This is a genomic window from Paenibacillus sp. USDA918EY, from assembly GCF_009870825.1.
In the GTDB taxonomy this organism is placed as follows: domain Bacteria; phylum Bacillota; class Bacilli; order Paenibacillales; family Paenibacillaceae; genus Paenibacillus_AQ; species Paenibacillus_AQ albilobatus.
Genome location: NZ_WTWY01000001.1, coordinates 98,489 through 125,472, shown reverse-complemented (window position 1 = coordinate 125,472; position 26,984 = coordinate 98,489). Strand labels below are relative to the sequence as shown.

The 26,984-nt window shown below is 53.4% G+C and carries 25 protein-coding genes; all 25 read right to left on the bottom strand.

The genetic code is table 11. The features are described 5' to 3' along the window. Positions 1–8: 8 nt before the first annotated feature. The 25 genes from infB to GQY55_RS00575 all read right to left on the bottom strand — a co-directional run bounded on the left by infB (position 9) and on the right by GQY55_RS00575 (position 26,979). Positions 9–2,615: a translation initiation factor IF-2 gene (infB, locus tag GQY55_RS00695; protein WP_160037415.1), complete on the bottom strand. Its 2,607-nt coding sequence runs from the start codon at positions 2,613–2,615 to the stop codon at positions 9–11. After that, the gene (locus tag GQY55_RS00690) at positions 2,608–2,931 is read right to left on the bottom strand and encodes a YlxQ family RNA-binding protein (protein WP_160037414.1); all 324 of its coding nucleotides are present in this window, start codon (positions 2,929–2,931) and stop codon (positions 2,608–2,610) included. Before GQY55_RS00690 ends, infB begins: the two co-directional genes overlap by 8 nt. Beyond that, positions 2,924–3,232, bottom strand: a complete 309-nt coding sequence (rnpM, locus tag GQY55_RS00685) for an RNase P modulator RnpM (protein ID WP_160038423.1) — start codon at positions 3,230–3,232, stop codon at positions 2,924–2,926. The genes GQY55_RS00690 and rnpM overlap by 8 nt, the downstream gene beginning before the upstream one ends. A 53-nt stretch (positions 3,233–3,285) precedes the next feature. Beyond that, a complete protein-coding gene (gene nusA, locus GQY55_RS00680; RefSeq protein ID WP_036706975.1) occupies positions 3,286–4,383 on the bottom strand; it encodes a transcription termination factor NusA in 1,098 nt (365 codons plus the stop codon). Between the two features lie 137 nt (positions 4,384–4,520). Beyond that, the gene (rimP, locus tag GQY55_RS00675) at positions 4,521–4,982 is read right to left on the bottom strand and encodes a ribosome maturation factor RimP (RefSeq protein WP_160037413.1); all 462 of its coding nucleotides are present in this window, start codon (positions 4,980–4,982) and stop codon (positions 4,521–4,523) included. 229 nt (positions 4,983–5,211) lie between these two features. Then, a complete protein-coding gene (locus GQY55_RS00670) occupies positions 5,212–9,528 on the bottom strand; it encodes a PolC-type DNA polymerase III (RefSeq protein WP_201452061.1) in 4,317 nt (1,438 codons plus the stop codon). Between the two features lie 208 nt (positions 9,529–9,736). Continuing rightward, a complete protein-coding gene (gene proS / locus GQY55_RS00665) occupies positions 9,737–11,185 on the bottom strand; it encodes a proline--tRNA ligase (RefSeq protein ID WP_160037411.1) in 1,449 nt (482 codons plus the stop codon). A 31-nt stretch (positions 11,186–11,216) separates the two neighbouring features. After that, positions 11,217–12,488: an RIP metalloprotease RseP gene (rseP, locus tag GQY55_RS00660; RefSeq protein WP_160037410.1), complete on the bottom strand. Its 1,272-nt coding sequence runs from the start codon at positions 12,486–12,488 to the stop codon at positions 11,217–11,219. Between the two features lie 264 nt (positions 12,489–12,752). Continuing rightward, positions 12,753–13,892, bottom strand: coding sequence for a 1-deoxy-D-xylulose-5-phosphate reductoisomerase (locus GQY55_RS00655; RefSeq protein ID WP_160037409.1), 1,140 nt, complete (start codon positions 13,890–13,892; stop codon positions 12,753–12,755). Positions 13,893–13,911: 19 nt separating this feature from the next. Further along, complete coding sequence (locus GQY55_RS00650) at positions 13,912–14,712, bottom strand: phosphatidate cytidylyltransferase (RefSeq protein WP_160037408.1); 801 nt, start codon at positions 14,710–14,712, stop codon at positions 13,912–13,914. Positions 14,713–14,735: 23 nt separating this feature from the next. Then, positions 14,736–15,503, bottom strand: coding sequence for an isoprenyl transferase (locus GQY55_RS00645; protein WP_160037407.1), 768 nt, complete (start codon positions 15,501–15,503; stop codon positions 14,736–14,738). A gap of 71 nt (positions 15,504–15,574) precedes the next feature. Beyond that, positions 15,575–16,129 carry a ribosome recycling factor gene (gene frr / locus GQY55_RS00640; RefSeq protein WP_160037406.1) on the bottom strand — a complete coding sequence of 185 codons (555 nt, stop codon included), beginning with the start codon at positions 16,127–16,129 and terminating at the stop codon, positions 15,575–15,577. Next, positions 16,129–16,857: a UMP kinase gene (pyrH, locus tag GQY55_RS00635; RefSeq protein ID WP_036706960.1), complete on the bottom strand. Its 729-nt coding sequence runs from the start codon at positions 16,855–16,857 to the stop codon at positions 16,129–16,131. The genes frr and pyrH overlap by 1 nt, the downstream gene beginning before the upstream one ends. Before the next feature lie 296 nt (positions 16,858–17,153). Beyond that, the gene (gene tsf / locus GQY55_RS00630) at positions 17,154–17,804 is read right to left on the bottom strand and encodes a translation elongation factor Ts (RefSeq protein WP_036706956.1); all 651 of its coding nucleotides are present in this window, start codon (positions 17,802–17,804) and stop codon (positions 17,154–17,156) included. A 161-nt stretch (positions 17,805–17,965) separates the two neighbouring features. Beyond that, positions 17,966–18,664, bottom strand: coding sequence for a 30S ribosomal protein S2 (gene rpsB, locus GQY55_RS00625; protein WP_160037405.1), 699 nt, complete (start codon positions 18,662–18,664; stop codon positions 17,966–17,968). A gap of 310 nt (positions 18,665–18,974) precedes the next feature. After that, a complete protein-coding gene (locus tag GQY55_RS00620; protein WP_160037404.1) occupies positions 18,975–19,592 on the bottom strand; it encodes an endolytic transglycosylase MltG in 618 nt (205 codons plus the stop codon). After that, on the bottom strand, positions 19,589–20,170 hold the full coding sequence (locus GQY55_RS00615) for a hypothetical protein (protein WP_236575321.1): 582 nt from the start codon (positions 20,168–20,170) through the stop codon (positions 19,589–19,591). The genes GQY55_RS00620 and GQY55_RS00615 overlap by 4 nt, the downstream gene beginning before the upstream one ends. An 86-nt stretch (positions 20,171–20,256) precedes the next feature. Continuing rightward, a complete protein-coding gene (locus tag GQY55_RS00610; protein WP_236575396.1) occupies positions 20,257–20,565 on the bottom strand; it encodes a hypothetical protein in 309 nt (102 codons plus the stop codon). 66 nt (positions 20,566–20,631) lie between these two features. Further along, positions 20,632–22,041, bottom strand: coding sequence for a DUF342 domain-containing protein (locus GQY55_RS00605; protein WP_160037402.1), 1,410 nt, complete (start codon positions 22,039–22,041; stop codon positions 20,632–20,634). A gap of 30 nt (positions 22,042–22,071) precedes the next feature. Beyond that, a complete protein-coding gene (locus GQY55_RS00600; protein ID WP_160037401.1) occupies positions 22,072–22,860 on the bottom strand; it encodes a FliA/WhiG family RNA polymerase sigma factor in 789 nt (262 codons plus the stop codon). A gap of 14 nt (positions 22,861–22,874) precedes the next feature. Further along, positions 22,875–23,285 carry a hypothetical protein gene (locus GQY55_RS00595; protein WP_160037400.1) on the bottom strand — a complete coding sequence of 137 codons (411 nt, stop codon included), beginning with the start codon at positions 23,283–23,285 and terminating at the stop codon, positions 22,875–22,877. A 2-nt stretch (positions 23,286–23,287) separates the two neighbouring features. After that, positions 23,288–23,785 carry a chemotaxis protein CheD gene (locus GQY55_RS00590; protein WP_160037399.1) on the bottom strand — a complete coding sequence of 166 codons (498 nt, stop codon included), beginning with the start codon at positions 23,783–23,785 and terminating at the stop codon, positions 23,288–23,290. Next, on the bottom strand, positions 23,778–24,371 hold the full coding sequence (locus tag GQY55_RS00585) for a chemotaxis protein CheC (RefSeq protein ID WP_373309166.1): 594 nt from the start codon (positions 24,369–24,371) through the stop codon (positions 23,778–23,780). Before GQY55_RS00585 ends, GQY55_RS00590 begins: the two co-directional genes overlap by 8 nt. Before the next feature lie 37 nt (positions 24,372–24,408). Beyond that, complete coding sequence (locus tag GQY55_RS00580) at positions 24,409–24,870, bottom strand: chemotaxis protein CheW (RefSeq protein WP_160037397.1); 462 nt, start codon at positions 24,868–24,870, stop codon at positions 24,409–24,411. Between the two features lie 30 nt (positions 24,871–24,900). Next, positions 24,901–26,979 carry a chemotaxis protein CheA gene (locus GQY55_RS00575; RefSeq protein WP_160037396.1) on the bottom strand — a complete coding sequence of 693 codons (2,079 nt, stop codon included), beginning with the start codon at positions 26,977–26,979 and terminating at the stop codon, positions 24,901–24,903. Between the last annotated feature and the right edge of the window lie 5 nt (positions 26,980–26,984).

The window sequence follows — 26,984 nt, the reverse complement described above, 5'->3', positions numbered from 1 at the left end:
CTCTTTAGTTACTTGCGCTCGACAGCCTCCATGATGAACGCCTCGATGACGTCGCCTTCCTTAAGGTCATTATATCCTTCTATGGTAATGCCGCATTCATAACCTTGGGCAACTTCTTTAGCATCATCCTTGAAGCGCTTGAGTGTATCGATTTTTCCTTCGTGAACAACAATGCCGCCGCGAATCAAACGGACTTCAGCGTTGCGCGTGATTTTGCCCTGAGTAACCATGCAGCCGGCAATGGTGCCCACTTTGCTGATTTTAAACAGGTTGCGGACTTCGGCATGGCCGATGACCACTTCTTTATATTCTGGATCCAGCATACCTTTCATCGCCTGCTCGATTTCTTCGATGACATTGTAAATGACGCGGTGCAGACGGATATCGACTTTCTCTTGTTCTGCCGTCGCGCCGGCTTGCGGATCCGGACGAACGTTAAAGCCGATGACGATCGCGTTCGATGCGGCAGCCAAAATGATGTCGGATTCCGTGATAGCACCGACACCGCTGTGGATGATTTTCACACGTACGCCTTCCACTTCGATTTTGGCCAAAGAACCTTTCAAAGCTTCGACCGAACCTTGCACGTCGCCTTTGATGATCACGTTCAGGTCTTTGATCTCGCCGTCTTTAATATGCTGGAACAAGTCGTCGAGAGTTACGCGCACGTTGCTGCCAAGATCGGATTGGCGCTGGGTGATCGCGCGTTTTTCGGCGATGGAGCGGGCTTTGCGCTCGTCTTCGAAAACCATGAACGGATCGCCGGCTTGCGGCACTTCCGTCAGACCGGTAATTTCAACCGGCGTGGATGGACCGGCTTCCTTCAGACGGCGGCCTTTGTCGTTCACCATGGCGCGAACGCGTCCGAAACAGTTGCCCGCAACGAAGGCGTCCCCGATTTTCAGCGTACCATGCTGCACCAGTACGCGTGCCACCGGGCCGCGGCCTTTGTCCAGCTCCGCCTCGATGACGGCGCCGCGCGCGCGTTTGTCCGGGTTCGCTTTATATTCGTTCACTTCGGCAACAAGCAGGATCATCTCAAGAAGTTCTTCGAGACCCATTTTTTGCTTCGCCGAAACATTGACGAAAATGGTGTCTCCGCCCCACTCTTCCGGCACAAGACCGTATTCGGTCAGTTCTTGTTTTACTTTGTCCGGATTTGCCGACGGCTTGTCGATTTTGTTTACGGCCACGATGATCGGCAGCTCGGCCGCTTTGGCGTGGTTGATGGCTTCCACGGTTTGCGGCATGACGCCGTCATCGGCCGCTACGACGATAATCGTAATATCCGTGATTTGCGCTCCGCGTGCACGCATCGCCGTGAAGGCTTCATGGCCCGGCGTATCCAGGAACGTAATTTTTTTGTTGTTGATTTCGACTTGGTAAGCGCCGATATGCTGCGTGATGCCGCCTGCTTCGCCGCCGGTAACGTTCGTAGAACGGATGGCGTCGAGCAAGGTCGTTTTACCATGGTCAACGTGCCCCATGATGGTAACGACCGGCGGACGGGCTTTCAGATCCGCTGGATCATCGTTCTCCTCAAGGGTCTCGAAGCGGTCGTCCTCAACAACAATCTTCACTTCGACCTCAACGCCGAACTCTCCGGCAAGAAGAAGAATGGTATCGATATCAAGCTCCTGGTTAATCGTAGCCATAACGCCCATCAGGATCAGCTTTTTGATAACCTCGGAAGCGTCTTTATGAAGCAATTTGGCTGTTTCGCCAACCGTCATATTACCGCGCACGATGATTTTCTTCGGCGTGTTATCGATTTTCTCGCGCGGCGGCTGGTTGTACTGCTGTCTGCCTTTGTTGTTCTTGCCTCCACGATTATTCCGGTTGAACGAACCGGATTTGTTGTTCCCGTCTTCAAACCGTCTGGAATTTCCGTTTTTGCCACGGTTTTGGTTATTGCCTTGATTGCGATTGCCACCGCGGTTATCGTTTGGTCTGGAGAAGTTATCGCTCGAACCGCCTTCTTGGGAAGGACGGGATCCGGACTGCTGCGGACGGCCTCCGGATTGCTGTGGACGGCTGTTGTTCGACCGCTGCCCACCGGATTGCTGTCCGCCGGGACCGCGGTTTGCGCCTCCCTGATTCGAACCTTGAGGCCGATTTCCTTGGGAAGATCCTTGATTGCGGTTGCCTGCGCCTGCGCCCTGGCTGCGGTTGCCTGCACCGTTATTTTGGCCTCCCTGGTTCGAGTGGCCTCTGCGGGAATCCTGCCCGCCCTGGGTTCGCTGGGAACCGTTTGCTGTGTTTTGATTCGATTTATTATTCATACTTACCTGCTTTTCCTGTTGTTTTTGGGATTGGCTTTGGCCTGCCGGCCGGCTGCCCTGGTTTCGATCTGTCCGGTTGTTGTCATTTTTTATGGAAGAAGTATTAGCTGTCGTAAGAGTTTCCCCGCTTTCTCTTTTCGCAGCGGCATTCGATTTGATATCTCGAAAAAATTGTTCCACTTTTGCGACCGAATCATTCTCCATCACGCTCATATGATTGTTGACGGGAATATTCAGCCGTTTCAAGATGGTAATAATTTCTTTGCTGCTCATATTTAATGATTTGGCATATTCGTATACACGCAGTTTATCTTTACTGTCTTGTTTACTCAATATACTCCACCTCCGACATTATCTCCAAGCTTTTGGAGATCATTTCTGCGAATCCTTGATCCGTAATTGCGAGCACAACTCTTTCGGGTTTACCGATGCTTGCGCCCAAACTTTCGCGGTCAAATCCGATCACCAGAGGGATGTTGTACGTTCCGCATTTGTCGCGGAACTTTTTCTGTGTATTTGCTGAGGCGTCTCCCGCAAGGATGACTAGCTTGGCTTCCGAAGACCGTATCGATTTCAGCACAATCTCGTCGCCGGTCAGCAGCTTTCCCGCGCGCATGGCAAGACCGAGGCGGGAGAAAAATTTATTCATCGGCCGCGCTTTCCTTTACCGCCAAAAATTCATCCTCCACCGATATGAAGTCCTCGGCAAGCTGCTCGTAAATTTCCGGCTTGACGTGATGTTTCAGGGCACGGTCCAGCGACTTGTTTTTTTGCGCGAGCTTAAAACAGGAGACTTTCCCGCAAAGGTAAGCTCCTCGCCCCGACTTCTTGCCGGTCAGATCGATGAGCACCTCGTCTTCGGGCGTCTTCACGATGCGGATCAGTTCTTTTTTCGGCATCATTTCCTGGCACGCCACACATTTGCGCAGCGGCACTTTTTTTTGCTTGATCATGGCGCAGCCCTCCCGTCCTTGTTAAGGTTCAGGATGTCCGAATCCTGCTGTCAATCGACGGAGACGGAATCCTGATGCATTTCGACCGAGGATGTTTTCGGTCTGCCGAATTCCTGTTCCGCCTGACTTTCGCTCTTGATGTCGATTTTCCAGCCGGTCAGCTTCGCTGCCAGCCGGGCGTTTTGGCCCTTGATCCCGATTGCGAGGGAAAGCTGGTAGTCAGGCACGATGACGCGGGCCATTTTCTCCTCTTCGAACACGATCACTTCCAGCACTTTCGACGGGCTGAGGGCGTTGGCGACGTATTCCTCCACCTGTTCCGAATAGCGAACGATGTCGATTTTTTCTCCGCGCAGCTCATTGACAATGGTCTGCACGCGGAGGCCTTTCGGCCCGACGCAGGATCCGACCGGATCCACTTCCGGATTGCGGGAGTAAACCGCGATTTTGGAACGGAAGCCCGCTTCCCGGGCTACGGAACGGATTTCGACCACGCCGTCGAAAATCTCGGGCACTTCAAGCTCGAACAACCGCTTGAGGAGACCCGGATGCGTGCGGGACAACATGATTTGCGGTCCCTTCGTCGTGTTTTCAACCTTGGTGATATAAGCCTTGATCCGGTCGCCGTGCTTGAATTTTTCATTCGGCATCAGCTCGCTGAGCGGAAGCACGGCTTCGATTTTACCGAGATCCACGTAAAAGTTGCGCAGATCCTGGCGCTGCACCGTGCCGGTCACGATATCCTCTTCCTTATCCACAAACGCGTTGTAGATCAAGCCGCGCTCCGCTTCGCGGATGCGCTGGGTGACGACCTGCTTCGCCGTCTGGGCGGCGATGCGGCCGAAGTCGCGAGGCGTAACCTCGATTTCGGCGATATCGTCGATTTGGAAATGCGGGTTGATCTCCCTTGCCGCGGGCAGGGAAATTTCGGTGCGAGGATCAAGCACCTCTTCCACAACCAGCTTGCGGGCATACACCTTGATGACGCCCGAGTTGCGGTTCATGTCGACGCGCACGTTCTGCGCCGTGTTAAAGTTGCGTTTGTAGCTGGAGATCAGCGCGGCTTCAATCGCTTCAAACAGAATATCCTTGCTGATTCCCTTTTCTCTTTCCAGTTCATTCATCGCTTCAATAAAATCCATACTCATTGGAAATCAGTTCCCCCTTTCATTACATGCACCCAAGCGTAAACGCCTTCGCCGTCTTTGACAGGTGAAGCTTGCGTTTCGCGACGTAAAATCCGGGAATTGCAATCGGCGCTTCGTCCTAACAAATCCCTGAATTTTTAAAAAATAATGGCCAGTCTGGCACTGGCAACTTTAGCGTACGGGATGGTGTGCTGCTTCTTTCCTACGGAGATGACAAGTTCGTCGTTCTCGAACGAAAGAAGCCGGCCTTCGAATTCTTTCTGGCCGTCAACCGCCTCGTACACGGTCACAAACACATCTTTGCCGACGGCTTTGGCCACGTCTTCGCTTTTCTTCAGCGGACGCTCGGCGCCAGGGGAGGATACCTCCAGAAAATATGCGGTGGGAATCGGATCGTTCTCATCCAGCTTCTGGCTCAGATATTCGCTGATCATGCCGCAATCATCGATGTCAATGCCGCCTTCCTTGTCGACATAGACGCGCAGAAAGTAGTTGCTGCCTTCTTTGACGTATTCGACGTCGACAAGCTCAAAGTTATGCTCATCCAGATAAGGCTGGACCATTTCCTCTACAATTCCTTTGATCTTCGGTGTGCTCAAAGATTATTACCTCCAAGACTTTCAATATCCTATATACCAAAGAGTAAAGAGTGGGTCGCCCCACTCTTTAAACAACGGTTTTATCTCCATGATTGCCAAAAAAATTATAACATAGTCTGGCAGCACTGACAAGTATCACTCCTTGACTGCCGCCAGTCGCAGCAAGGGCTGCACGGCATCGCCCCATTGTCAAGAGGGGATATAAATGGATATCGATCCGTCCGTAGTATTAAAACAACGAGAGCTGGTTGCTTTCCGGCAGGCCGCGGAAGCAGCCCATTTGCGTCAGCAGCTCGATGATCGACTTACTTGCTTTCGACTTTTGCTGGAAGTCTTCGATCGACAGGAACTCGCCTTGTTCGCGCGCGGCCGCGATGTTGCGCGCCGCGTTTTCGCCGATGCCCTGCATGGCCGAAAACGGCGGGATCAGGGATTCACCGTCCACGATGAAGCGCGTCGCTTCCGAACGGTACAAATCCAGGCTCTTGAAGGTGAAGCCGCGTGCGGTCATCTCAAGCGCCATTTCAAGCACCGGAAGCATGCTTTTTTCTTTCGTGGTGGCCTGGAAGCCTTTCTGCTCGATTTCCTCGATCTGGCGGTAAATCGCGTCGTAGCCTTGGCAGCAAAGCTCGATGTCGAAATCTTCGGCACGGACCGAGAAGTAGGTCGCGTAATATTCGATCGGATAGTAGAGCTTGAAATATGCCGTTCTCACCGCTGAAATAACATATGCCGCGGCGTGCGCTTTCGGGAACATGTACTGGATTTTCAGGCATGAATCGATGTACCACTGCGGCACTTTGCATCGTTTCATTTCCTCGATCCATTCCGGCGTCAGCCCCTTGCCTTTACGGACGCTTTCCGTAATTTTAAAAGCGAGGCTGGCATCCATGCCGGCTTTATAAATCAAGTAGAGCATGATATCGTCACGGCAACCGATCACCGTTTTGATGTTGCAGGTGCCGTTTTTGATCAGTTCCTGGGCGTTTCCGAGCCAAACTCCCGTTCCGTGGGACAGGCCAGAAATTTGCAGCAAGTCCGCAAAGGACGAAGGCTTCGATTCGATCAGCATCTGGCGGACGAACTTCGTTCCCATTTCCGGCACGCCGTACGTGGCGACCGGAGTCCGGATTTGCTCGGGCGTGACGCCAAGCGCCTCGGTCGAGTTGAACATGCTCATAACCTTCGGATCGTTCATCGGAATGGTGGTCGGATCGACCCCCGTCAAATCCTGCAGCATCCGCATCATCGTCGGATCATCGTGCCCCAGAATATCGAGCTTCAGCAAGTTCGCGTCAAAGGCGTGGTAATCGAAATGGGTCGTCTTCCATTCCGCGCTTGTGTCGTCCGCCGGATATTGGACCGGAGTGATGTCTTCCACTTCCATGTAATCCGGCACGACGACGATCCCGCCGGGATGCTGGCCGGTGCTGCGTTTAACGCCGGTACAGCCGGCCGCAAGGCGGCTCAGCTCGGCGCCGCGCCAGCTTTTATGATGGTCTTCCTCGTATTTTTTCGCGTAGCCGAACGCCGTTTTCTCCGCGACGGTACCGATCGTTCCCGCCCGGAACACGCATTTTTCCCCGAAAATTTCCTTCGTGTAGTTATGCGCATGCGGCTGGTATTCGCCGGAAAAGTTCAAGTCGATATCGGGAACCTTGTCGCCTTTGAAGCCAAGGAAGGTTTCGAACGGAATGTCCTGCCCTTCGCCCTTCAGCATCTGGCCGCATTTCGGGCATTCCTTGTCCGGAAGGTCGAATCCGCTCGGCACGCTGCCGTCGAGGAACCACTCGCTGTATTTGCAGGCTTCGTTCCGGCAAATGTAATGCGCAGGGAGCGGGTTAACCTCCGAAATGCCCAGGAACGTGGCGACGACGGAAGAACCGACGGAACCCCGGGAGCCGACAAGATAACCGTCCCGATTGGATTTTTTAACGAGCCTTTCGGAGATCAGGTAGTTGGCGGAAAAGCCGTATTTAATGATCGGCTCCAGCTCTTTCTCCAGCCGGGCGACGACGACTTCCGGCAGGTCTTCCCCATAAATCGACCTTGCCGTTTCATAGCAGGTGTTCCGGATCTCCTCGTCCGCGCCTTCGATGATCGGCGTAAAGAGTTTATCCGGAAACAGTTCGAGCTCTTCGAAACGGTCCGCCAATTCGTTGGTGTTTTTCACGACAACCTCAAAGGCCTTGTCCTTGCCCAAAAATTCGAATTCTTCCAGCATTTCGTCCGTCGTGCGCAGATGCGCGTCCGGCTTGCGGATATCCTTCAGCGGGCTGAAACCGGTGATGCCGTGGATCGTAATGTCGCGGAACAGCTTGTCGCGCGGATCGAGATAATGGACGTTGCCTGTGGCGATAACCGGTTTGTTCAGTTTTTCGCCGATATCGCAAATCGTCTTGATCGCCGCCTTCAGCTCGGCCGGGCTTCCGACCAGCCCTTTGTCGACCAGGTGCATGTACATCGTCAGCGGCTGAATTTCCAGCACGTCGTAAAATTCCGCCACTTCCATCGCTTCTTCGACCGTCTTGTTCAGCACCGTCTCGAAAAATTCGCCTTTTTCGCAGCCGGAGATGACAAGCAGCCCTTCCCGCAGCTCGACAAGCTTGGATCTCGGTATGCATGGAACCCGCATGAAATATTCGGTATGCGACAACGAAATCAGCTTGAACAGATTTTTTTTGCCTATCGGGTTCAGCGCATAAATGCCGCAGTGGAACGGACGGGTATTGGACAGATCCTTGCCGACGTAATCGTTCAGCCGGTCGAGCATCGTCAGTCCCTTGATTTTTTCCGCATCGGCCAACAATCCGTTCAAAATGCCGGCCAGCGCCACCGTATCGTCGATCGCCCGGTGATGGCTTTCAAGCAGCACCTTGTATTTATCCGCCAGCGTGTTCAGCCGGTGGTTTTTCATCCCCGGATGCAGCAAGCGGGCTAGCTCAAGCGTATCGAGTGCCGGGTTGTCCAGCTGCGGCATGCCGTATTGTTTCAAGGAAGCCTGGATGAAACCCACGTCGAATCTTGCGTTGTGGGCCACGAGCACGCCGTCGCCGATAAATTCGACGAATTCCTTCAGAACGGGCTCCAGGTCCGGCGCATCTTTCACCATTTCATCCGTAATGTTCGTGAGCTGCTGAATATGGTAAGGGATTTTTTCGTGCGGGTTGACGAACGTTGCGTACCGTCCGATCTCTTTGCCCTCGTGCATTTTGACCGCGGCAAGCTCGGTAATTTTGCTGTTCGTGATCGACAGGCCGGTGGTCTCGATATCGAATACGACGTATGTCGCCGATTTCAGCTCGATCGGTTGCGGCTGCATGACGACCGGAACCGAGTCGTTGACCACGTTGGCCTCCACGCCATAGATCATTTTAATGCCGTTTTTCTTCGCCGCCTTGGCCGCGTCCGGAAAGCTCTGCACGCCGCCATGGTCGGTAATCGCGATCGCCTTATGGCCCCATTTGGCCGCCGTTTTGATATATTGGTCGACGGGCGTCACCGCATCCATCGTGCTCATGGTCGAATGCAGGTGAAACTCCACGCGTTTCTCGGGAGCGGCATCCTTTCGGGCGGGAGGGGATTGAACCTCGACCAAATCGGATGGAATCATCACCAGCTCGGGAACCTGCATGAACCGGTCGTACTCCACCCGTCCGCGCGCTCTCACCCATTTGCCGTTGGCCAGCAAGCCTAAAATCTTCAAATCCTCTTTCGTCTTCGCAAACATTTTCATCTGCAGCGAATCGGTGAAGTCCGTCAGGTTGAACATAAACAGCGTGCTGCCGTTGCGGAGCTCCTTGCTGTCCAGGCCAAAGATGGTTCCCTGAACCGTAATCTTTTTCTCCTCGTCCTGAATCTCCTGGATCGGCACCGGCTGCTCCTTGATGTCGTAACCGACCTGCAGCCGTACCTCTTCCCCGTCATCCTCGGCCTCGCGCGCTTCGGCTTCCATGCTCGTCATCATCTGCTGGATCACTTCAAGCTCTTCCGCGCGTTTTTTCTGTTCGAATTCTTCGTAGGCTTCCCGGTTGATTTCCCCGACTTGAACTTTTACCCTGAGCGGAAGCGCAAAATATTGCTGATAAAAACGGATGATCGCCTGATCGATCTGCTTTTTGCGCGCAAGCTCGAGCGAGGTGGGATCCGTCATGTTTACAAGCAGCAAGTCCCCGTCCAGCTCATGTCCCGCTCTGGCCATCCAGCCGTTGACCGACGGAATTTCCCTGTGAACCCATTCCAAGAACAAATTCCAGTACGTATTGACGATTTCGCCAGCATCTACCGCAGAACCGTATTTGAAAATAAACGTGATTTTAGCGATATGCTGCATTTTCTCCCTAAGCTTCAGGCAAAAATTCCGGTATACCTCCGCAGGCACGAGCGTCTCTTTGCCGATCGTAATGATCCACTCTTTATTGCTCCGGCTCGTCTCCACCTGCTCGATGTAACCGTCCAAAAAATACGGGTCGACCAATCCGGGGGGGATTTCGCCCTGCTTCATCAGAAGCTCAAACCGTTTTCTATTCTCGCCAGCCTTGTCCAATGCTCTCTTCCCCCTTGCTCCCACTGCTAAAAATGAAAAGCTTCTGAATCCAGTCATATATACCGGGTTCACAGCACACCGGGCCTACTTCTGGCAGAAGCTCCTCATTGGTTTATTGTTGAATCGGTACAAAACCTATCCCATACAACAGTTCAAAATAAAGTTCCTGATATTTTGCAAATTGGTCCCGGCGGATACGGATTGCTTCTTAATAAGCTCTAGCAAACACGACCGTATGTTTGGCCGGTTGTCCGCAAACGAGGCAAGTATGCTTTTTCTCGGCAGGGTTGAACGGAATGTTGCGGCTTGTTGCGCCGGTCTCTTCCTTGACCTTGCTTTCGCAGGCTTCCGACCCGCACCAGCCGGCCAGCGTAAACCCGCGTTTTTCCTCCATGCTCGCCTTCATTTCTTCCAGCGTATCCACGGAGTAGAAATGGTCGTTCATGAACTGCTTCGCGCGGTCGAACATTTCCCGCTGCACCTGGTCCAGCATCGCTTGAACCTCTTCCACGAGGTTGGCCTGCTGAACGACCTTTTTCTCGCCGCTAATCCGCGATACCAGCACGCAAACGCCGTTTTCCATATCGCGCGGACCGATTTCGAGACGTACAGGCACCCCGCGCATCTCGTATTCGTTGAACTTCCAGCCAGGACGCAGGTCGTTCCGGTCATCGACGCGAACGCGGATGCCCGCCTTTTTCAGTTCGGCGAACAGCTCGTCCGTGCGTCCCACGACCGCGTCCCACGTTTTCGGCGGACCGATCGGAATCATGATGACTTGGGTCGGCGCCACTTTCGGCGGCAGCGCAAGCCCGCGGTCATCCCCGTGCACCATGATCATCGAACCGATCAGACGCGTGCTTGTCCCCCAAGAAGTGGTATGCACGTATTCCTGCTTGTTTTCGCGGCTCAAATATTGAATGTCAAACGCAACCGCGAAATTCGTTCCGAGGTAATGCGACGTTCCCGCCTGCACGGCACGTCCGTCCTTCATCATCGCTTCGATGGAGAACGTGTCGACCGCACCCGCAAATTTCTCGGACGGCGTTTTTTGGCCGGTAATGACCGGGATCGCCAAATATTCTTCCACGAAGCTGCGGTAAACTTCAAGCATTTTCATCGTTTCTTCGCGCGCTTCCTCTTCCGTCTCGTGGGCGGTATGGCCTTCCTGCCACAAAAACTCGCTCGTGCGAAGGAAAGGCAGCGTCCGTTTTTCCCATCTCACGACGTTGGCCCACTGGTTGATCAGGACGGGCAGGTCGCGATAGGATTGAATCCATTTCGAATACATGTGGCCAAACATCGTTTCGGAGGTCGGACGGATCGCCAGACGCTCCTCGAGCTTGTCGCCGCCCGCCTCGGTTACCCAAGGCAGCTCCGGATTAAATCCTTCGACATGCTCTTTTTCCTTTTGGAAAAAGCTCTCCGGAATGAAAAGCGGGAAGTAGGCGTTGCGGTGGCCCGTTTCTTTGAAACGGCGGTCCATCTCTTGCTGGATATGCTCCCAAATTTCATAGCCGTCCGGGCGGAAAACGATGCATCCGCGCACAGGCGAATAATCCATAAGATCCGCTTTTTTAATCACGTCGATGTACCAGCGCGAGAAGTCTTCCCCCTGCGGCGTTATCTCGGTCACAAATTGTTTATCGTTTGACATAAAAATGGACTTCCTCCCAATGTATCGTCAATTATCCGTTGATTAAACGCAATATGTCGTTATAAGTTACTACAATCATTAACAGGAACAGCATCGCAAACCCGACGAAATGCACCATGCCTTCCCGGCTCGGATCGATCGGCTTCCCGCGGACGGCTTCAACGCCAAGAAACACGAGCCGGCTTCCGTCCATGGCCGGAATCGGCAGCAGGTTGAAAATGCCCAGATACAAACTCAATATCGCAGCCCATTGCGTGAGCTGGGCAATTCCTTGCTTGGCAATCTGGCCCGTAATCTCAAAGGTCCCTACCGGTCCGCTGATATCGTTCATATTGAACTGCTTGATCAACTTGCCGAAACCCTGGAAAATGATTTTGGTCCAATCAACCATGGCGGTACCTGCCCCGGTAAAGGTCTCTCCAATGCCGGCCTTGCGCGTAGGGAATGCGGGCGAGATGCCGATTTTCCCTCCCTCTTGCCCTTCCATCGACCGAGGGGTCAGCGTCACGTTGAACACCTCGTCGCCGCGGCGGATTGTCCACTTCATCGGCTTGCCTTCGGACTTGGCCGTCATATCGATCATCTTCTCATAATCCGTGCCGATGCTGACGCCGTCGATCGTTTCGACGATGTCGCCTTTTTTCAAATGGGCTTCATCCGCCGGCATTCCTTTCGAAACGTCCCCGATCACGATGTACGTCGGATTTTCGACCGGAATGCCGGCCATTTGAAGATGGATTCCGAACAAGACAAAAGCCAGGATAAAGTTCATCAGCGGGCCGGCAAAAATCGACATCGCCCGCTGCCCGACCGTCTTGCTGGCGAACTGCCGGTCCCTCGGCGCGATTTGCGTCTCCTGGGACTTGGCGACCAGCATCGCCTGCGGATGGATCGGGAACTGCTGAACTTCGCCGTCCACATCCAGACGGATTTTCAAGCTGTCGGTCAAATCGATGAATTCGACCTCGCCGCGGATGACGTTTTTACGGTTGTCCAACTGGTCCAAATAAATCTTTTTTACTTCGCCGTCTTTGACCCGGACGGCCACCGTTTGCCCGGGATGGATTTCCACCAGCTCCGGATCTTCGCCCGCCATGCGGGCATAACCGCCAAACGGCAGCAAACGAAGCGTAAATTGGGTTTCCCCCCGTTTATAAGAAAACAGTTTCGGACCGAAACCGATCGCAAACTCCCGAACCAGTATGCCTGCGCGTTTGGCGAAATAATAATGTCCCCATTCATGCACGGTTACGATGACGAAAAACATGAGCACCGTCAAAAAAACTACCTGCACCATTTCCAATTCGACGCATCCCCCTTTATTGTCTGAGGCCGAAGCTTCATAATCCACGATCGGCGGCCGCCGATCCCATAGAATGAATTATTCTCCGTTATGGGCTGTTTCAGCCTTGCCGTGCGGGCTGACGCCCGTATAAGGCTCGTCTCTCGATTCAGTCTATATAGATTATCATTATTCTCCGGACCCGCACAAGAGAATCACTTTTGAGTCATTTTTTAGATAAGGGAGAAGAGTGGATGTTTGCGGTGTTTTGCGCCGTTCGAAAGGTCAAAGCTTGGCTGCGGCCTCCCGGGTGCGCTTGTCGCAATCTTCAATTTCCGCAAGTTCCGGTTCTGGAATGTTGTGATGCCGTTCGAGCACTCTTTCGATGATATCCTCAATTTGCAAAAATGAAATCTCTTTGCGCAGAAACCGCGCAACCGCCACCTCGTTGGCGGCATTAAATGCGGTCGTGGCTGTACCACCCATTTTACCACATTCATAGGCCAGTCTTAAACAAGGGAAGCGTTCGAAATCCATTTCGCGGAATTGAAGCTTGCCTGCCTCGGCCAGCGAAAGCCGCTGCGCCGGCGAATCCCATCGTTCCGGATACGTCAGGGCGTATTGGATCGGAACCCGCATGTCCGGATTGCCCAGCTGGGCGATGATGCTCGTATCCCGGAACTCCACGAAAGAATGGATGATGCTTTCGGGATGCAGCAGCACGTTGATTTGCTCATAGGGCAGGTCGAACAGCCAGTGCGCTTCGATCACTTCCAGCCCTTTGTTCACCATCGTCGCCGAATCGATCGTAATTTTCGCCCCCATGGACCAATTCGGATGCTTGAGCGCATCCTCCACCGTCACGTGCTTCAATTCCTCACGCGTCCGGTCGCGGAAGGAGCCGCCGGATGCCGTCAGCGTAATGGAGGCCAAGTCCTTGCGATTTTCTCCGTTCAGGCACTGAAAAATCGCCGAATGCTCGCTGTCGATCGGGAGCAGCTTGACGCCTTTTTCCCGCGCGAGCGCCGTCACGATATGGCCGGCCGTCACAAGCGTTTCCTTGTTGGCCAGGCCGATGGTTTTTCCTGCTTCGATCGCGGCCAGCGTCGAAGGGAGCCCGAGGCTCCCCATGACGGCCGTGACGACCATGTCGGCGTCCGTTCCGGCCGCGATTTCGATTAAGCCTTGATCCCCGTAGAACACTTCCGTGCCTGCCGGAACCTCGGATTGGATCCGTTCGGCCAGCTCGCGCGTGGCCACCGAGACTTTGCGCGGTTTGAACCGCCTTACCTGTTCAAGCAGCAAGTCCGTGTTGCCGCCCGCAGCAAGTCCTTCGATTTGAAAATGTTCAGAATGCTTCGCCGCCACATCCAGTGTCTGCGTTCCAATCGAGCCCGTGGAGCCGAGCACGCTAATTTTCTTCATATCGAAACCTTCTCTCGTTTTAATAAGGCATCAGCATCACGATATGTACGAACGGAAAGACGATGATCCAGCTGTCGCAGCGGTCCAAAATGCCTCCGTGCCCCGGCAGCAGCGTGCCGGAATCCTTGATGCCGTATACGCGCTTATAGGCGGATTGGATCAAATCCCCGAGCTGTCCCGCCACGGCGCAGGCCAATCCGATCGCAAGGGCCCGTCCGAACGGCAGGATCCCTCCGGACAGGAGGGAAAACACGACGGCGGCCACCATTGCAATAACGACGCCCCCCAGGGCGCCTTCGATGGTTTTGTTCGGGCTGATGGCGGGCCACAGCTTGTTTTTGCCGATCCATTTTCCTACAAAATAAGCTCCCGCATCGCTGGACCAAATCGACACGAGCAAAAGGAACGTCCAGAACAGCCCGTGCCCGTCCGGCGCATTCCGGGTACCGGCGATATAGGCAAAGCCGACCCCGATGTAAACCGCGCCCAAAAACAGCATGGCCGCCTGCTGTATTCCGATTTTATTTTTCGTCACAACCGTTACCAGCATGAACAGGAACATCAGCAGCCAGATGGCATGATCCCATGTCAGCGGAAAAGCGATGCCCAGCAGCTTCCATGGAAACACGAACATAAGCACGCCCAAATATCCCAGCCATGCCGTACCGCTAAAAGGAGAAACCTTCGTCATGCGCACGAATTCGTAATAGCCGATCAGCGCCATCGCCAGCACGATCAGATGGTACGGCAGCCTTCCAAGCAGGCATAATCCCAAAAAAACAACTCCAGCAATGATACCGGTAATCAGTCGTTGTTTCAACGATAATCCATCCTCCATATGGCTTAAGTCAAGCCGCCGTATCTCCGCGTTCTGCGCGAATATTCGGCAACCGCTTCGTATAAATAATGTTCATTGAAATCAGGCCAATAGATATCGGTGAACCACATTTCGCTATATGCCATCTGCCAGAGCATAAAGTTGCTGACCCGCATCTCTCCGCTGGTACGTATGATTAAATCCGGATCGGGGAGCCCGCCGGAAAGCATATGGCGATCCAGCATTTCAGGCGTAATGTCTTCCGGGTTCAGCGCGCCCGCTTCGATTTTCCGCCCCAATTCGCGCATGCAGTCGGTAATTTCCTTCCTGCTGCCGTAGTTGAGGGCAAAATTCAGGACCAATCCGTCATTGGTTTCGGTACGGCGGACGGCTTCTTCCATGGCTTTGACCGTATGGGAAGGCAGCCCTTCCCGATCGCCCATCATCCGAACCTGTACGTTTTTCTCTACCAGCTCATCCAATTCGATGGCGAGAAATTCCTGCGGCAGACGCATCAAAAAATCGACCTCGTCCTTCGGACGTTTCCAATTTTCCGTCGAAAAGGCATACAGCGTCAAATATTTGATTCCCAGCTTATCCGCTGCAATCGTCGTCCGCTTGACGGCTTTCATTCCGTTCTGATGCCCGATGATGCGCGGAAGCCCTTGGCGTTTCGCCCAGCGTCCGTTACCGTCCATAATGATGGCGACATGCTCAGGAACATTGTCTATTGATCGCTCCGGCGGCTCTATTTTCTCTTCCCGTTTCCACCACGATCGAACTCGTTTGATCATTCTAGTTCCTCCATGCGGGTTTCTGCAAAAAAGACATAAACCCCACCATAAAAGGAGGGGCCGCAAGTCTCTTATACTTCCATGATCTCTTTTTCTTTGGCTGCGAGCACTTTGTCGACTTCCGCGATGAATCTATCCGTCGTTTTCTGAATGTCGTCCTGATGGCGACGGGATTCATCTTCAGATATATCGGTTTTTTCCATTTTTTTAATGTCGTCATTCGCATCGCGGCGGATGTTGCGGATGGCCACTTTGGCTTCCTCGCCGAATTTCTTGGTCATTTTCACCAGTTCCATGCGGCGTTCTTCGGTCAGCGGCGGAATGACAAGGCGGATGGTGTTTCCGTCATTCGCAGGCGTCAATCCGAGATCGGATTTCAAAATGGCTTTTTCGATGTCCGACAACGAGGATTTATCCCAAGGCTGGATCATCAGCGTCCGGGAATCCGGCGTGTTGATGTTGGCCAACTGGTTCAGCGGAGTCATCGCACCGTAATATTCGACCTGTACCCGATCCAAAAGGGCTGGGGTAGCGCGGCCCGCGCGCAAAGTTGCCAAATCTCTTTTCAAAGCGGAGATCGCCTTTTCCATGCGCTCTTCCGCGTTCTTTTTCACTGTTTGAGGCATTAATCTACACTCCCTTTAACGATCGTTCCGATTTTTTCGCCTTGAACGACCCGTTTAATGTTTCCTTGCTCGGTAATCGCAAATACGATAAGCGGAATGTTGTTATCCATGCAGAGGGAAGATGCCGTGGAATCCATCACGCCCAGGTTTTTGTTCAGTACGTCCAGATACGTCAGCTGCTCATACTTTTCTGCCGTGCTGTCTTTGAAAGGATCGGCGGAATATACGCCATCCACTTTGTTTTTGGCCATCAGGATGACTTCGGCTTCAATTTCGGCTGCACGCAGCGCGGCCGTTGTATCCGTCGAGAAGAACGGGTTGCCTGTTCCTGCGGCAAAAATGACGACGCGCCCTTTTTCCAGGTGGCGGATCGCTCTGCGACGGATGTATGGCTCGGCGATTTGCTGCATCGCAATCGAGGTTTGCACGCGCGTCGGTACGTCGATCTGCTCCAATGCGTCCTGCAGCGCCAGCGAGTTCATCACCGTGGCCAGCATGCCCATATAGTCCGCCGTCGCGCGGTCGATGCCGCTGGAGCTTCCGGCGATTCCGCGCCAGATGTTCCCGCCGCCGCAAACGATCGCGACTTGAACGCCCAGCTCCACAACTTCCTTCACTTGTTCAGCGATGGATGCGATCGTCGCCGCATCGATGCCGTATCCGTTTTGGCCCGCGAGGGATTCCCCGCTGACTTTCAAGACAACTCGTTTAAAAATTGGCTCTTTCAAAATGTTTACCCTCCACTTTAAGACAGCACCTGTCTGGTGCCCGTTTAGAAAACGTCTTTGCTTCCCGCTCCGCGGGGCGGAGCTACCAGAACTGATGTCATGCTCATACTCAAAAGAAAAACTTCCGATGCCGGCTGTAGCGGCCTTGCAGCGGATGTTTTTCTTACGAGATCAGGCGGCATTCCACGCAAAGCTGTTATTTTACTGATCTCTGAAAAAAGAGGGAACACTGGCGTGTTCCGCTCTTCATCATCCCATATTCATCCGAGGGCGCATAAAACGCGCATGCTTCCCGCTTAGTTTTTAACTTGCGCCATAACTTCTTCAACGAAGTTATCCACTTTTTTCTCCATGCCTTCGCCCAGTTCGTAACGAACGAAGCGGCGGATCGAGATGTTTTCGCCGATCGTGCTGATTTTTTCTTTCAGCAACGTAGCGACGGTTTTGTCCGGATCTTTAATGAACGGCTGCTCCAGCAAGCAGAACTCTTCGAAGTATTTGCCGATGCGGCCTTCAACCATTTTTTCAACGATTTTTTCAGGCTTGCCTTCGTTCAAAGCTTGAGCCTTCAAAATTTCTTTTTCTTTTTCGATTTCTTCCGCAGGCACCTCTTCACGCGCTACGTAGCGAGGGCTGGAAGCGGCGATGTGCATTGCGATGTCGCGCGCAAACTCTTTGAATTGATCCGTTTTGCCCACGAAGTCGGTTTCGCAGTTGATTTCGACGAGGACGCCGATGCGGCCGCCGCCGTGGATGTAAGATTCGACAACACCTTCGGTCGCTACGCGTCCGGCTTTGTTTGCTGCCGCAGCGAGACCTTTTTCGCGAAGAAGTTCGACCGCTTTCGTGATGTCACCGTTTGCTTCTTCCAGCGCTTTTTTGCAATCCAGCATACCTGCGCCTGTTTTTTCACGAAGCTCTTTTACCGCACTAGCACTTACTGCCATAGGATTTTCCCTCCAAAAGTTAATTCATTGATTTTTGGCGATATAAGGAGAGTATTCTCCGAAGCCTTCTCCCTTATATCTTAAAAAAAGGGCAGTGAGAGGTTATGCACCTACCAACCACCCTTTTCATTTAATTCATGTCTATAGCTTGCCTGCTGATCTTAGGCAGTGGTTTCTTCGCCTTGATGAGCTTCCACCACAGCGTCGGCCATTTTGCCGGTCAACAGTTTAACGGCACGAATCGCGTCGTCGTTACCAGGGATAACGTAGTCGATTTCGTCCGGATCGCAGTTCGTGTCGACGATGCCCACGATTGGGATACCCAATTTGCGAGCTTCGGCAACCGCAATGCGCTCTTTGCGAGGATCGATGATGAACAGGGCGCTAGGAAGACCCTTCATGTTTTTGATCCCGCCCAGGAATTTTTCAAGACGATCTTTCTCTTTGCGGAGAATGATGACTTCTTTTTTAGGCAGAACGGAGAATGTGCCGTCTTCTTCCCACTTCTCGAGTTCTTTCAAACGGTTGATACGTTTTTGGATCGTTTCGAAGTTGGTCAAAGTTCCGCCGAGCCAACGTTGGTTGATGTAGTACATGCCGCAACGTTCAGCTTCTTCTTTCACGGAGTCTTGAGCTTGTTTTTTCGTGCCGACGAACAGGATCGTTCCGTTCTCTTCAGCTACGCTCTTAACGAAGTTAAAAGCTTCCTCGACCTTTTTCACTGTTTTTTGCAGGTCGATAATGTAAATACCGTTTCTTTCGGTGAAGATATATTTATCCATTTTCGGGTTCCAACGACGAGTTTGGTGACCGAAGTGAACGCCAGCTTCAAGAAGCTGTTTCATGGAAATAACTGCCATCTTCACACACCTCCTAAATTTGGTTTTTTTGTGTCCTCCGCTGTTTTCATTTCCCGTCAAGACTTTCCATCAGGAAAGCACCCTTTACGAAATCCGACAGCGTGTGTTTTAACACCGTCAATTAATATACCATAAGTGAATGCCCGATGCAACGCCTATTCACGGGATTTTCGCCGCCGCCCGGAACGCCTTCCAAAACGACCATTTTCGCAAGTCGCAAACCCGGGCGGCCGCTATAATCCCGACGGGTTATCTATCCCCTTCAACGCCTGCCGGGACGCACCAAAAAACCGCAACGGCTGCGTTCGCGTCAGCGCGGCGGTTTTGTCGTGATTTTGGCAATGATGCTGGTGAAATCTTCGCCTGGAGCAAATTCGTAAGTTCCGGAGCGGATTTTCGTGCTCATTTTTTGCCCTCTCCCTTTTTCCACGAAAGCGGCTGCGTCGGAGATGACCCCGGATTTTTTCAGCTTGTCGGCGACATCGGTCAGGTTGCTGCCGCTTGCGATCTTAACCGTGATCGGCGGAGCCTCCGGCGCTTTCGGCTTGTTAACGCCTGAACCGGTTTCTTTCCCCGCGGTCTGGCCGGCGGCCTTGGAATCCGGGACAGCGGGTTTTTCGGGCGTTTTCGGCGCTTCGGCCTTTTGCCCCGCTGCCGGCGCCTTGACGCCGCTTCCTTGCGGTTTCGCGCTTTTGTCGATCATCCGCTGCTTCCATTCCTCTTCGGTCATCCGATCGTCATCGGCGTCGATGATTTGCAGGCCCAAGGCCTCGGCCTGTTCCTGCAGCTGGTCTTTCGTCAGCTTCACGGCCTCCGGGGGCCGGGACGAAACCTGCTGCTCCGCTCCCGCGTTCATCAGCTGCAAAAGGAGCGCTCCGGCGAGCAGCCCGCTGCCGAGGCCGATCATAAAGGAACGATTTTTGATCACAGCGATCCCTCCCGTTTCGCCAGCTGCAGGATCAGCTGCACTTCTCCCTTTTGCAGCCCCGTGAATTTTGCGATGGCTTCCATCGATTTCCCTTGGGCGTGAAGCTCGAACAGCTCCGGATACCGGTCCCGGATGGATGGCTGTTTCGCCTCCTCTTGACCCGTTTCGGTATCGTTAGCCGCCGATTGGCCGGATTCCTGAGCCGCTGCGGCCGTTTCCTGCTGCGTACCAAGGGCGGAAGCGGAAGCCGCAAGCCGGTTTCCTTGTTCTACCTCGGAAAGGCGCGTTTCAGCCTGCGTATGCTGCTGCTCAAGCTGAACCAGCCGCTGCCTCATCTCGGCAAGCTGCTCCTGCTGGGCAAGCTGCCTGGAGGTCATGTCCTGCTTCATTTGGCCGATCAGCTCGACCAGCTCTTCGTTTTCTCTTTCGATATCCGCCATGTACTGCTCCAGCGTCGCTTCCACTTCCCGGACCATTTGCTCCTTGTCCGCCGTTTTGTTGACTTGCCGTTTAGGCAGCATGAGGGCGTACACAATGGCGGCGGCGCCTAAAATAACGACAATCATCCACGGTTCCAAAACTTTTGTTCTCCTTTAAATGCGAATAAATACGAATAGATGCGAATAGATGCGAATTTCTAAACATGCCGACAACATGACGAGACTCAGAGAGACACATCGAGACGGCGCCCTTTATAAGGATGCTCCGCATCCTGATGTTCTCCCGGCTCCTGCTTGGACGGCTGGCGGGAAGAACCCTTCTTCGGCGAAGATTGCTGTTTGCCTTCGTCCCGCACCGCGGCATTGGCCGTTTCGTCGACCCCCGTGCTCCGCTGGCGGAGCTCCCGGCTTTCCTTAAGCTGCTGCCCCGCCAAAAATTGCTGCTCCTGCGAGGTTCGATGATGAATATCGTTTTGTATTTTGCTTGCTTCCGTCGTACGGGGAATGGCGATTTGCATCTCTACCGGTTTCATACTCACGAACATTCACCTGCCTGCAAAAAAAATGACTTACGACGTCATACACCCCGCATGTCTGAATTAAATGTAAGGAATCATCGTGATGTCGCCTTCGTGAAAATAAAAGGACACCCTTTCCGCCGGATCCTTGATGAACCTCGTGTACCTGCCGATCACGATTTTGGAGCCGCCATAAATCTTTTTGATAATGTCGACCCGGGCTTTGACGGTTTCCTCCAGCGTTTTTTCGATCTCGAAAATTCGCTCCCTGACCTCGTCCTGCTCGCGCTGCGTGGATTTTTTAGTCGCATTCAGCTTCAGCCGGAGCGCGATTTTGTCCGAGGACAGCTGCCCCGTCGATGCCAGCTGGTTTAGCAGGTTCAACGCCTTGTCCGCTTTGTCAAGCGCTTCCATCAACTGTTTCGAGCGAAGGCGAAGTTCCGTTAGTTCGTTTCGGAGCTCGGGCTGGACGCCCACTTCGATGGAGGTCGTCGTTGACATGGTGTTGCCGATCGTACGGGCCGTTACCCTTTCCCCCGCCTGGATGCTGCCTCCGACGATCAAACCTTTCGTTCCGTTGCAGATGATGTTTTTGCCCGCGCGGATATTCGAATGCATGATGCTTTGCGATACGATGACGTCTTCGCCCGCTACGACGTTTCCGTCCTGGATGAACGAGCTTCTGACGTTTTTCCCTGCCCGCACGCTGCCTTTGTTATAGCCGATGATGCCGCTTGTAATTTCGATCGAACCTTCGGCTTCCAGCTCGGCGCCTTCGACGCCGCCCACGACGCGGATATCCCCCGCGGCTTTCACCCGGAAGCCCGTCAACACGTTGCCGCGAATCACGACCGTGCCCACGAAATCGATGTTTCCTACGCTGTAATCCACGTCGCCGTTGACTTCATAAACCGGGAACACGTTGATTTTGCCTTTTTCCGTCGTCGTCACAAGCCCGTCGATGGCCGCGTACATGGCCGTTTGCTCCGGATCGAGAACCACATTTTTTCCTACCTTGAAATAGGCCTCTTTTCCGGGTTTGAACGGGATCGGCTCACCGGTGACCGCGGTGCCGGGTTTGCCGGGTTCGGGCGGGATCCTCTTCGCGATCAGCTGCCCTTTGATGACGTTGTTCAGGCTCAGCAGCTCCTTGAAATTCACTTTGCCGTCTTCGGTCTCCTGGGGGCGGTGATCATGCTCGTCCCGAAGCTTGAACGCATATTCGATGTATCCGTCCTTGCCGCTGACGGGTTGTTCCCCTATGGCCACCGGCGTCCGGCTGAACATGTACTCTTCGGGATGGCTTGCGATCCGGCTGATCACCCCTTTTTCGATCCCGTGCTGAATCTGGTGGCTGCGCAAAAATAGCATCAGCTCGTCTTCGGTGCATTTGAAGCTTTCATCACGTTTCGAGAATTGAATATAAGCGACGCTTTTGTCATCCGAAAACGTGACGTTTAAATAGCTGTCCAACCCTAATTGAGCTGTCAATCCTTTTCCTCCCTTCCATTTCTACAGCGGTCAATCGTTTTGCATTAGCAATTCCCGGTGTTTTTCCAGCGTTCCGCGCAGCCTCAAAATGGCTTTGGAATGCAGTTGAGAAATTCTTGAAGGCGAAAGTGACATCACTTCGGCAATCTCGCTAAGGGATAAATCCTCGTAATATAATAATGATACAACAGTTCGCTCTTTTTCGGTAAGCTTTTCCAACCCTTTCACAAGCGCTTCCTTCAAAAAAAACTCATTAACCTTGTAATCAGGGTTTTTGGCTTTGTCGTCGACCATGACGGATAATCGGGTTTCGGATTCTTCCTCCCTGATCGGATCCTCAAGTGAGCAAAGTGACATGACCGCCACTTCCTGAAGCATATGCTGGAATTCCTTTTCCGAAACGTTCAGATATTCGCTCATTTCAGCATCCGTTACCGACCGAAGATGCTTTTGTTCCAGCTGCTGGTAGGCATCTTCGATTTTTTTCGCTTTCTCGCGAACGGAACGCGGCACCCAGTCGCCCTGGCGGAGCGAATCCAGAATGGCCCCCCGCACCCGGAAGGAAGCGTACGTCTCGAACTGAAGACCGCGCTTGTAATCGAACTTGTCCACGGCGTCGATCAGGCCCATCACGCCGTTGCTGGCCAAATCGTCCTTTGAGACGTTTTTCGGAAGTCCGATCGCGAGCCGGCTCGACACGTAGTCCACGATGTGCAGATAGTTTTCGATCAACCTCTTTTTGGCTTCAAGGTTCCCTCTTTCTTTCCACTCTTCCCAAAGTCCGGCATGGTTCAGATGTGAAATTTTTCGCTCGCCCACTACCCTCACCCTCCTTAATTTTCTGTCAGGTGACGAACTGCTTTGGCCAATTCTTCAGGATCCTTCTTCGAGACCAGTTTTGGCGGATTGAGCGGAGTAAAACCAGCATCCTTTTCAAGAGGCAGGTCAGATTTCGGCTTCAACAGCTCATTTAGCTCGTCACTCTCGTCGGGAGTCGTCAAGTCCAAACGGGTACCGGTCTCTTGATCCCCCCGTTGTCCGTCGTGAAGCTCCGCTTCGGCGGGCGGAGTGCTGACGACCGTCCATGCCCACCGGAGCAGAAAAGCAAGCGCAAACCAGATCGCAAACGACACCAGACCGCGGATTACGCTCGTCATGAACAGATTGTTCGTCAAGGAAAACAGCAGGGTCAAAACAAATCCAAAAACGCCGAATACCAGATTAAATCGCAGATTTCCTTTCATGGCTACATTTCCTTTACACCTGTTTGTACACTGCGGATATACAATTTGCCCGTGCCCGCGTCCAATTCGATGGTACGGCCGTAATTCCCCCCAGTGTCTTCTGCAATAAGCGGAATTTGAAGCTCTTCCAGCTTGGCTTTGCAGGACTCCACGTTCCTAGGCCCGATCCGCATCGTATCCCCGGTGCCGGCAAAAGCGAACATTTGCGCTCCCCCCGCCATTTTGGCGACGATGCGGGAAGGGGAAGCGCCCAGCTGCAGCAGTTTGTCCAAAAGAGCCGGTAGCGCCGTGTCCGCATATTTCGCAACATTCAGCTGCCCCTCGCGGGCAATGTCCGAGGATGGCAGCATCACATGCGCCATACCGGCGATTTTGAGCTGGGGATCATACATCGTAAGGCCGATGCACGACCCCAGACCGACCGTCCTGATGATTCCCGATTGTTGTACCACGTTCAGGTCGGCCATGCCTACTTTCACAACGCTTTGCTCTTCAATCATGGTCTATCGGTACTCCCAGGGATTTAAATATCTTGGCGAATGAGTCCGGATCGGGAATCAGGAAAAACTGGCCTTCCACCTCGTGGTCGCCTTCAAGAAACGTCGTATCGATCAGCAGGGCATCGTCGCCCATTTGTCCGAACTGCAGCAAGCCGTAGCTGAGTATGGCGCCCGCCATATCCATCGCCAGCGCCGGAACGGTGGGGGACATGCCGAGTTTCGTGAAGTCGGCCAGCGACGACAAATAGGAGCCTGCCAAAATGTTGCCGATTTCGCAAAGCGCGGACTGCTCCAATTCATTAAACATGCCGTCCGTATCGCGCCGGATGCCCACCAGTCTATTCAGCAGGCTTTTGGCCGCTTCCGGGCTCATGATAAAAAACAAATTCCCCGGGGCTTCGCCTTCGACGCGGAGGAACACGGCGATGACGACCTGTTCGGCCCCGCCGACCTTTTCCGAAATTTCTTCGAACGGCAGCAGCTGCACTTTGGGCACGGCCATGTCCACAGGTTTGTTCAGAAGGCGGGACAATGCGGTGGCGGCGTTGCCGGCGCCGATGTTCCCGACCTCCCGCAGAACGTCCATTTTAAATTCCTTGAAATGTTTAAAGACCTCCACGGGGCTATTCCTCTAAACTTTCCAATTGGATAATTTCGTTTTTGTTGAGCACTTCGGACAGATTCAGCATGATGAGCAGTCGGTCGTCGCCGATTTTCGCCACGCCGTCCAAATATTTCGCCTTGATGCCTCCGACGACTTCCGGCGGAGTTTCGATCCGGTCCGTGTGCAGGTCGATGACGTCGTTTGCGGAATCGACGATAAAGCCGACTTCCATGTCATTCACCGCTACGATGATGATCCGGGTCTGATCGGTATATTCGGTTTCTTCCAATCCGAACCGGCCGCGAAGATCGATAACCGGGATCACCACGCCGCGAAGATTGATCACGCCTCTGACGAACGCATAGGTTTTCGGAACTCTGGTAATGGGAAGCATGCGCTCGATGGTTTGCACCTTGTCCACTTCGATGCCGTATTCTTCGCTGCCCAGTTTAAAAACGATGACTTTGATTTCTTCTCCCATGAATATAACCTCCTTTAATGAATGCCGGGATTACTTGATGAATACGTTCGGATCGAGAATAAGCGCTACCTGGCCGTCGCCAAGGATGGTGGCCCCCGAAATGCCCTTGATTTGCGGCAAATATTTGCCGAGGCTCTTCAGGACGATTTCGTTCTGCCCGATAAATTGGTCGATGGCCAATGCGGCGAGCCGTTCGCCTTTATGGATGACGATAATTTCCGTTTCGGCTTCTTCGTTTTCGTCGAAATCCTTGATGTTAAAAATGCTGCTGAGCGAAATCAAAGGAATGAGCGATCCGCGGAATTCCACCATTTTGTTGCCGTGAACGGTGCGGATTTGCCCTTTTTTGACGATGCCGGTCTCCACGATGGACGACAACGGAATCGCATATTTCTCCGAACCCATTTTGACCAGCATCGCCGCGATGATCGACAGGGTCAGCGGGAGTTGAACCGAAAAGTTCGTTCCTTTGCCGGGCGTGGAGTAGATGGTCACTTGTCCGCCGAGCGACGTGATTTTTGCTTTGACGACGTCCAGCCCGACCCCGCGTCCGGAAACGTCGGAAATTTTCTCCGCCGTGCTGAAGCCCGGGGCGAACAGAAGCTGATGAACCTCTTCGTCCGACATGGCCGAGGCCTGCTCCTCCGTCACGACGCCTTTTTTCAGGGCCGTCTTCAAAACCTTGTCGCGGTAAATGCCGCGTCCGTCTTCTTCGATTTCGATAAATACATGGTTGCCGCTGTGAAAAGCGCGCAGGTTAACGGTGCCCGTCTCCGGTTTGCCTGCGCGGATCCGTTCGTCCACCGACTCAACGCCGTGGTCGACCGCATTGCGCAGCAAATGCACCAGCGGATCGCCGATTTCATCGATCACGGTCCGGTCCAGCTCCGTGTCGGCGCCGGTAATGATCAGATCGACTTTTTTGTCCAACGATTTGGCCAAATCGCGAACCATGCGCGGGAAGCGGTTAAAGACCGTGTCGACAGGAACCATGCGAAGTTTCATGACGATATCCTGAAGGTCGGAGCTGACGCGGGTCATGTGTTCTACCGTCTCGGTCAGCGCATGATTCTGAACCTCGCTGGCAAGCTGTTCCAGACGAACGCGGTCTATCAATAATTCACTGAATAAGTTCATGAGCACGTCCAGCCGCTCGATGTCGACGCGGATGGTGCGGGTCGGAACGGCGCCGCCGGTTTTTGCCGGCGTTTTGGCTGCAGGGGCCTGCTTCTCGGATGCCTGCTCCTGTTTCGCCGGTGCGTCTTCGGCCTTGGCTTCGGCCACAGGCGCGGCAACGGCTGCGGCTGCCTCTTGCGACGCGGCGCCGATTTCGCCCATTTGTTTCAACGTTTCCTCGTCAAGCTCCGTAACGTCGGCTTTTTCGATCTCCGACACGTTCATGATTTGCCGCTGCAGTTCGGCAGGATCTTTTGTCGTTATGTAATAAAGGGAGAAGCTGCGTTCAAACTTTTCCTGTTCGATGTCCTGAACCGGCGGGAAGGATTTAACGACCTCGCCCGATCGCTCCAGCAGCTCGAACACCATATAGGCCCGCACCGCTTTCAACTGGCAGCTCTCGCGAATATGGACGTCGACGTACAGTACATGATGCCCGCTTTCGATCGATTGCTTCAGGACGGAGTACTGGAACTCGTCCAGCTGAATGGCCGTACTTGAGCTGGCGGCAGCCGCTGCTTGCGAATCATTCCCGGACGGCGCGGACGGGTTTTCCCCCCTGACGATCGCCTGCAGCGAGGACACGATCGCGGAGACGTCCGCCTTTCCTTCCCCGCCTTCGGTAATATCCTGGACCATCGATTCGAGCGCATCCAAACCTTTAAACAACGTATCGAAAATAAAATCCTGCATGGCGAGCTTTTCGTTGCGGACCAAGTCCAACACGTTTTCCATCTGGTGGGTAAGCGAGGCGAGATCCTCGAATCCCATTGTCGCAGCCATCCCTTTCAAGGTGTGCGCCGAACGGAAAATCACTTGTACAATCGAGAGATCACTCGGGCTGCTTTCGAGAAGCAGCATATTTTCGTTCAGTGATTGCAGATGATCATTGGACTCATCAATAAACATGGATAGGTATTGGTTCATGTCCATTGCGA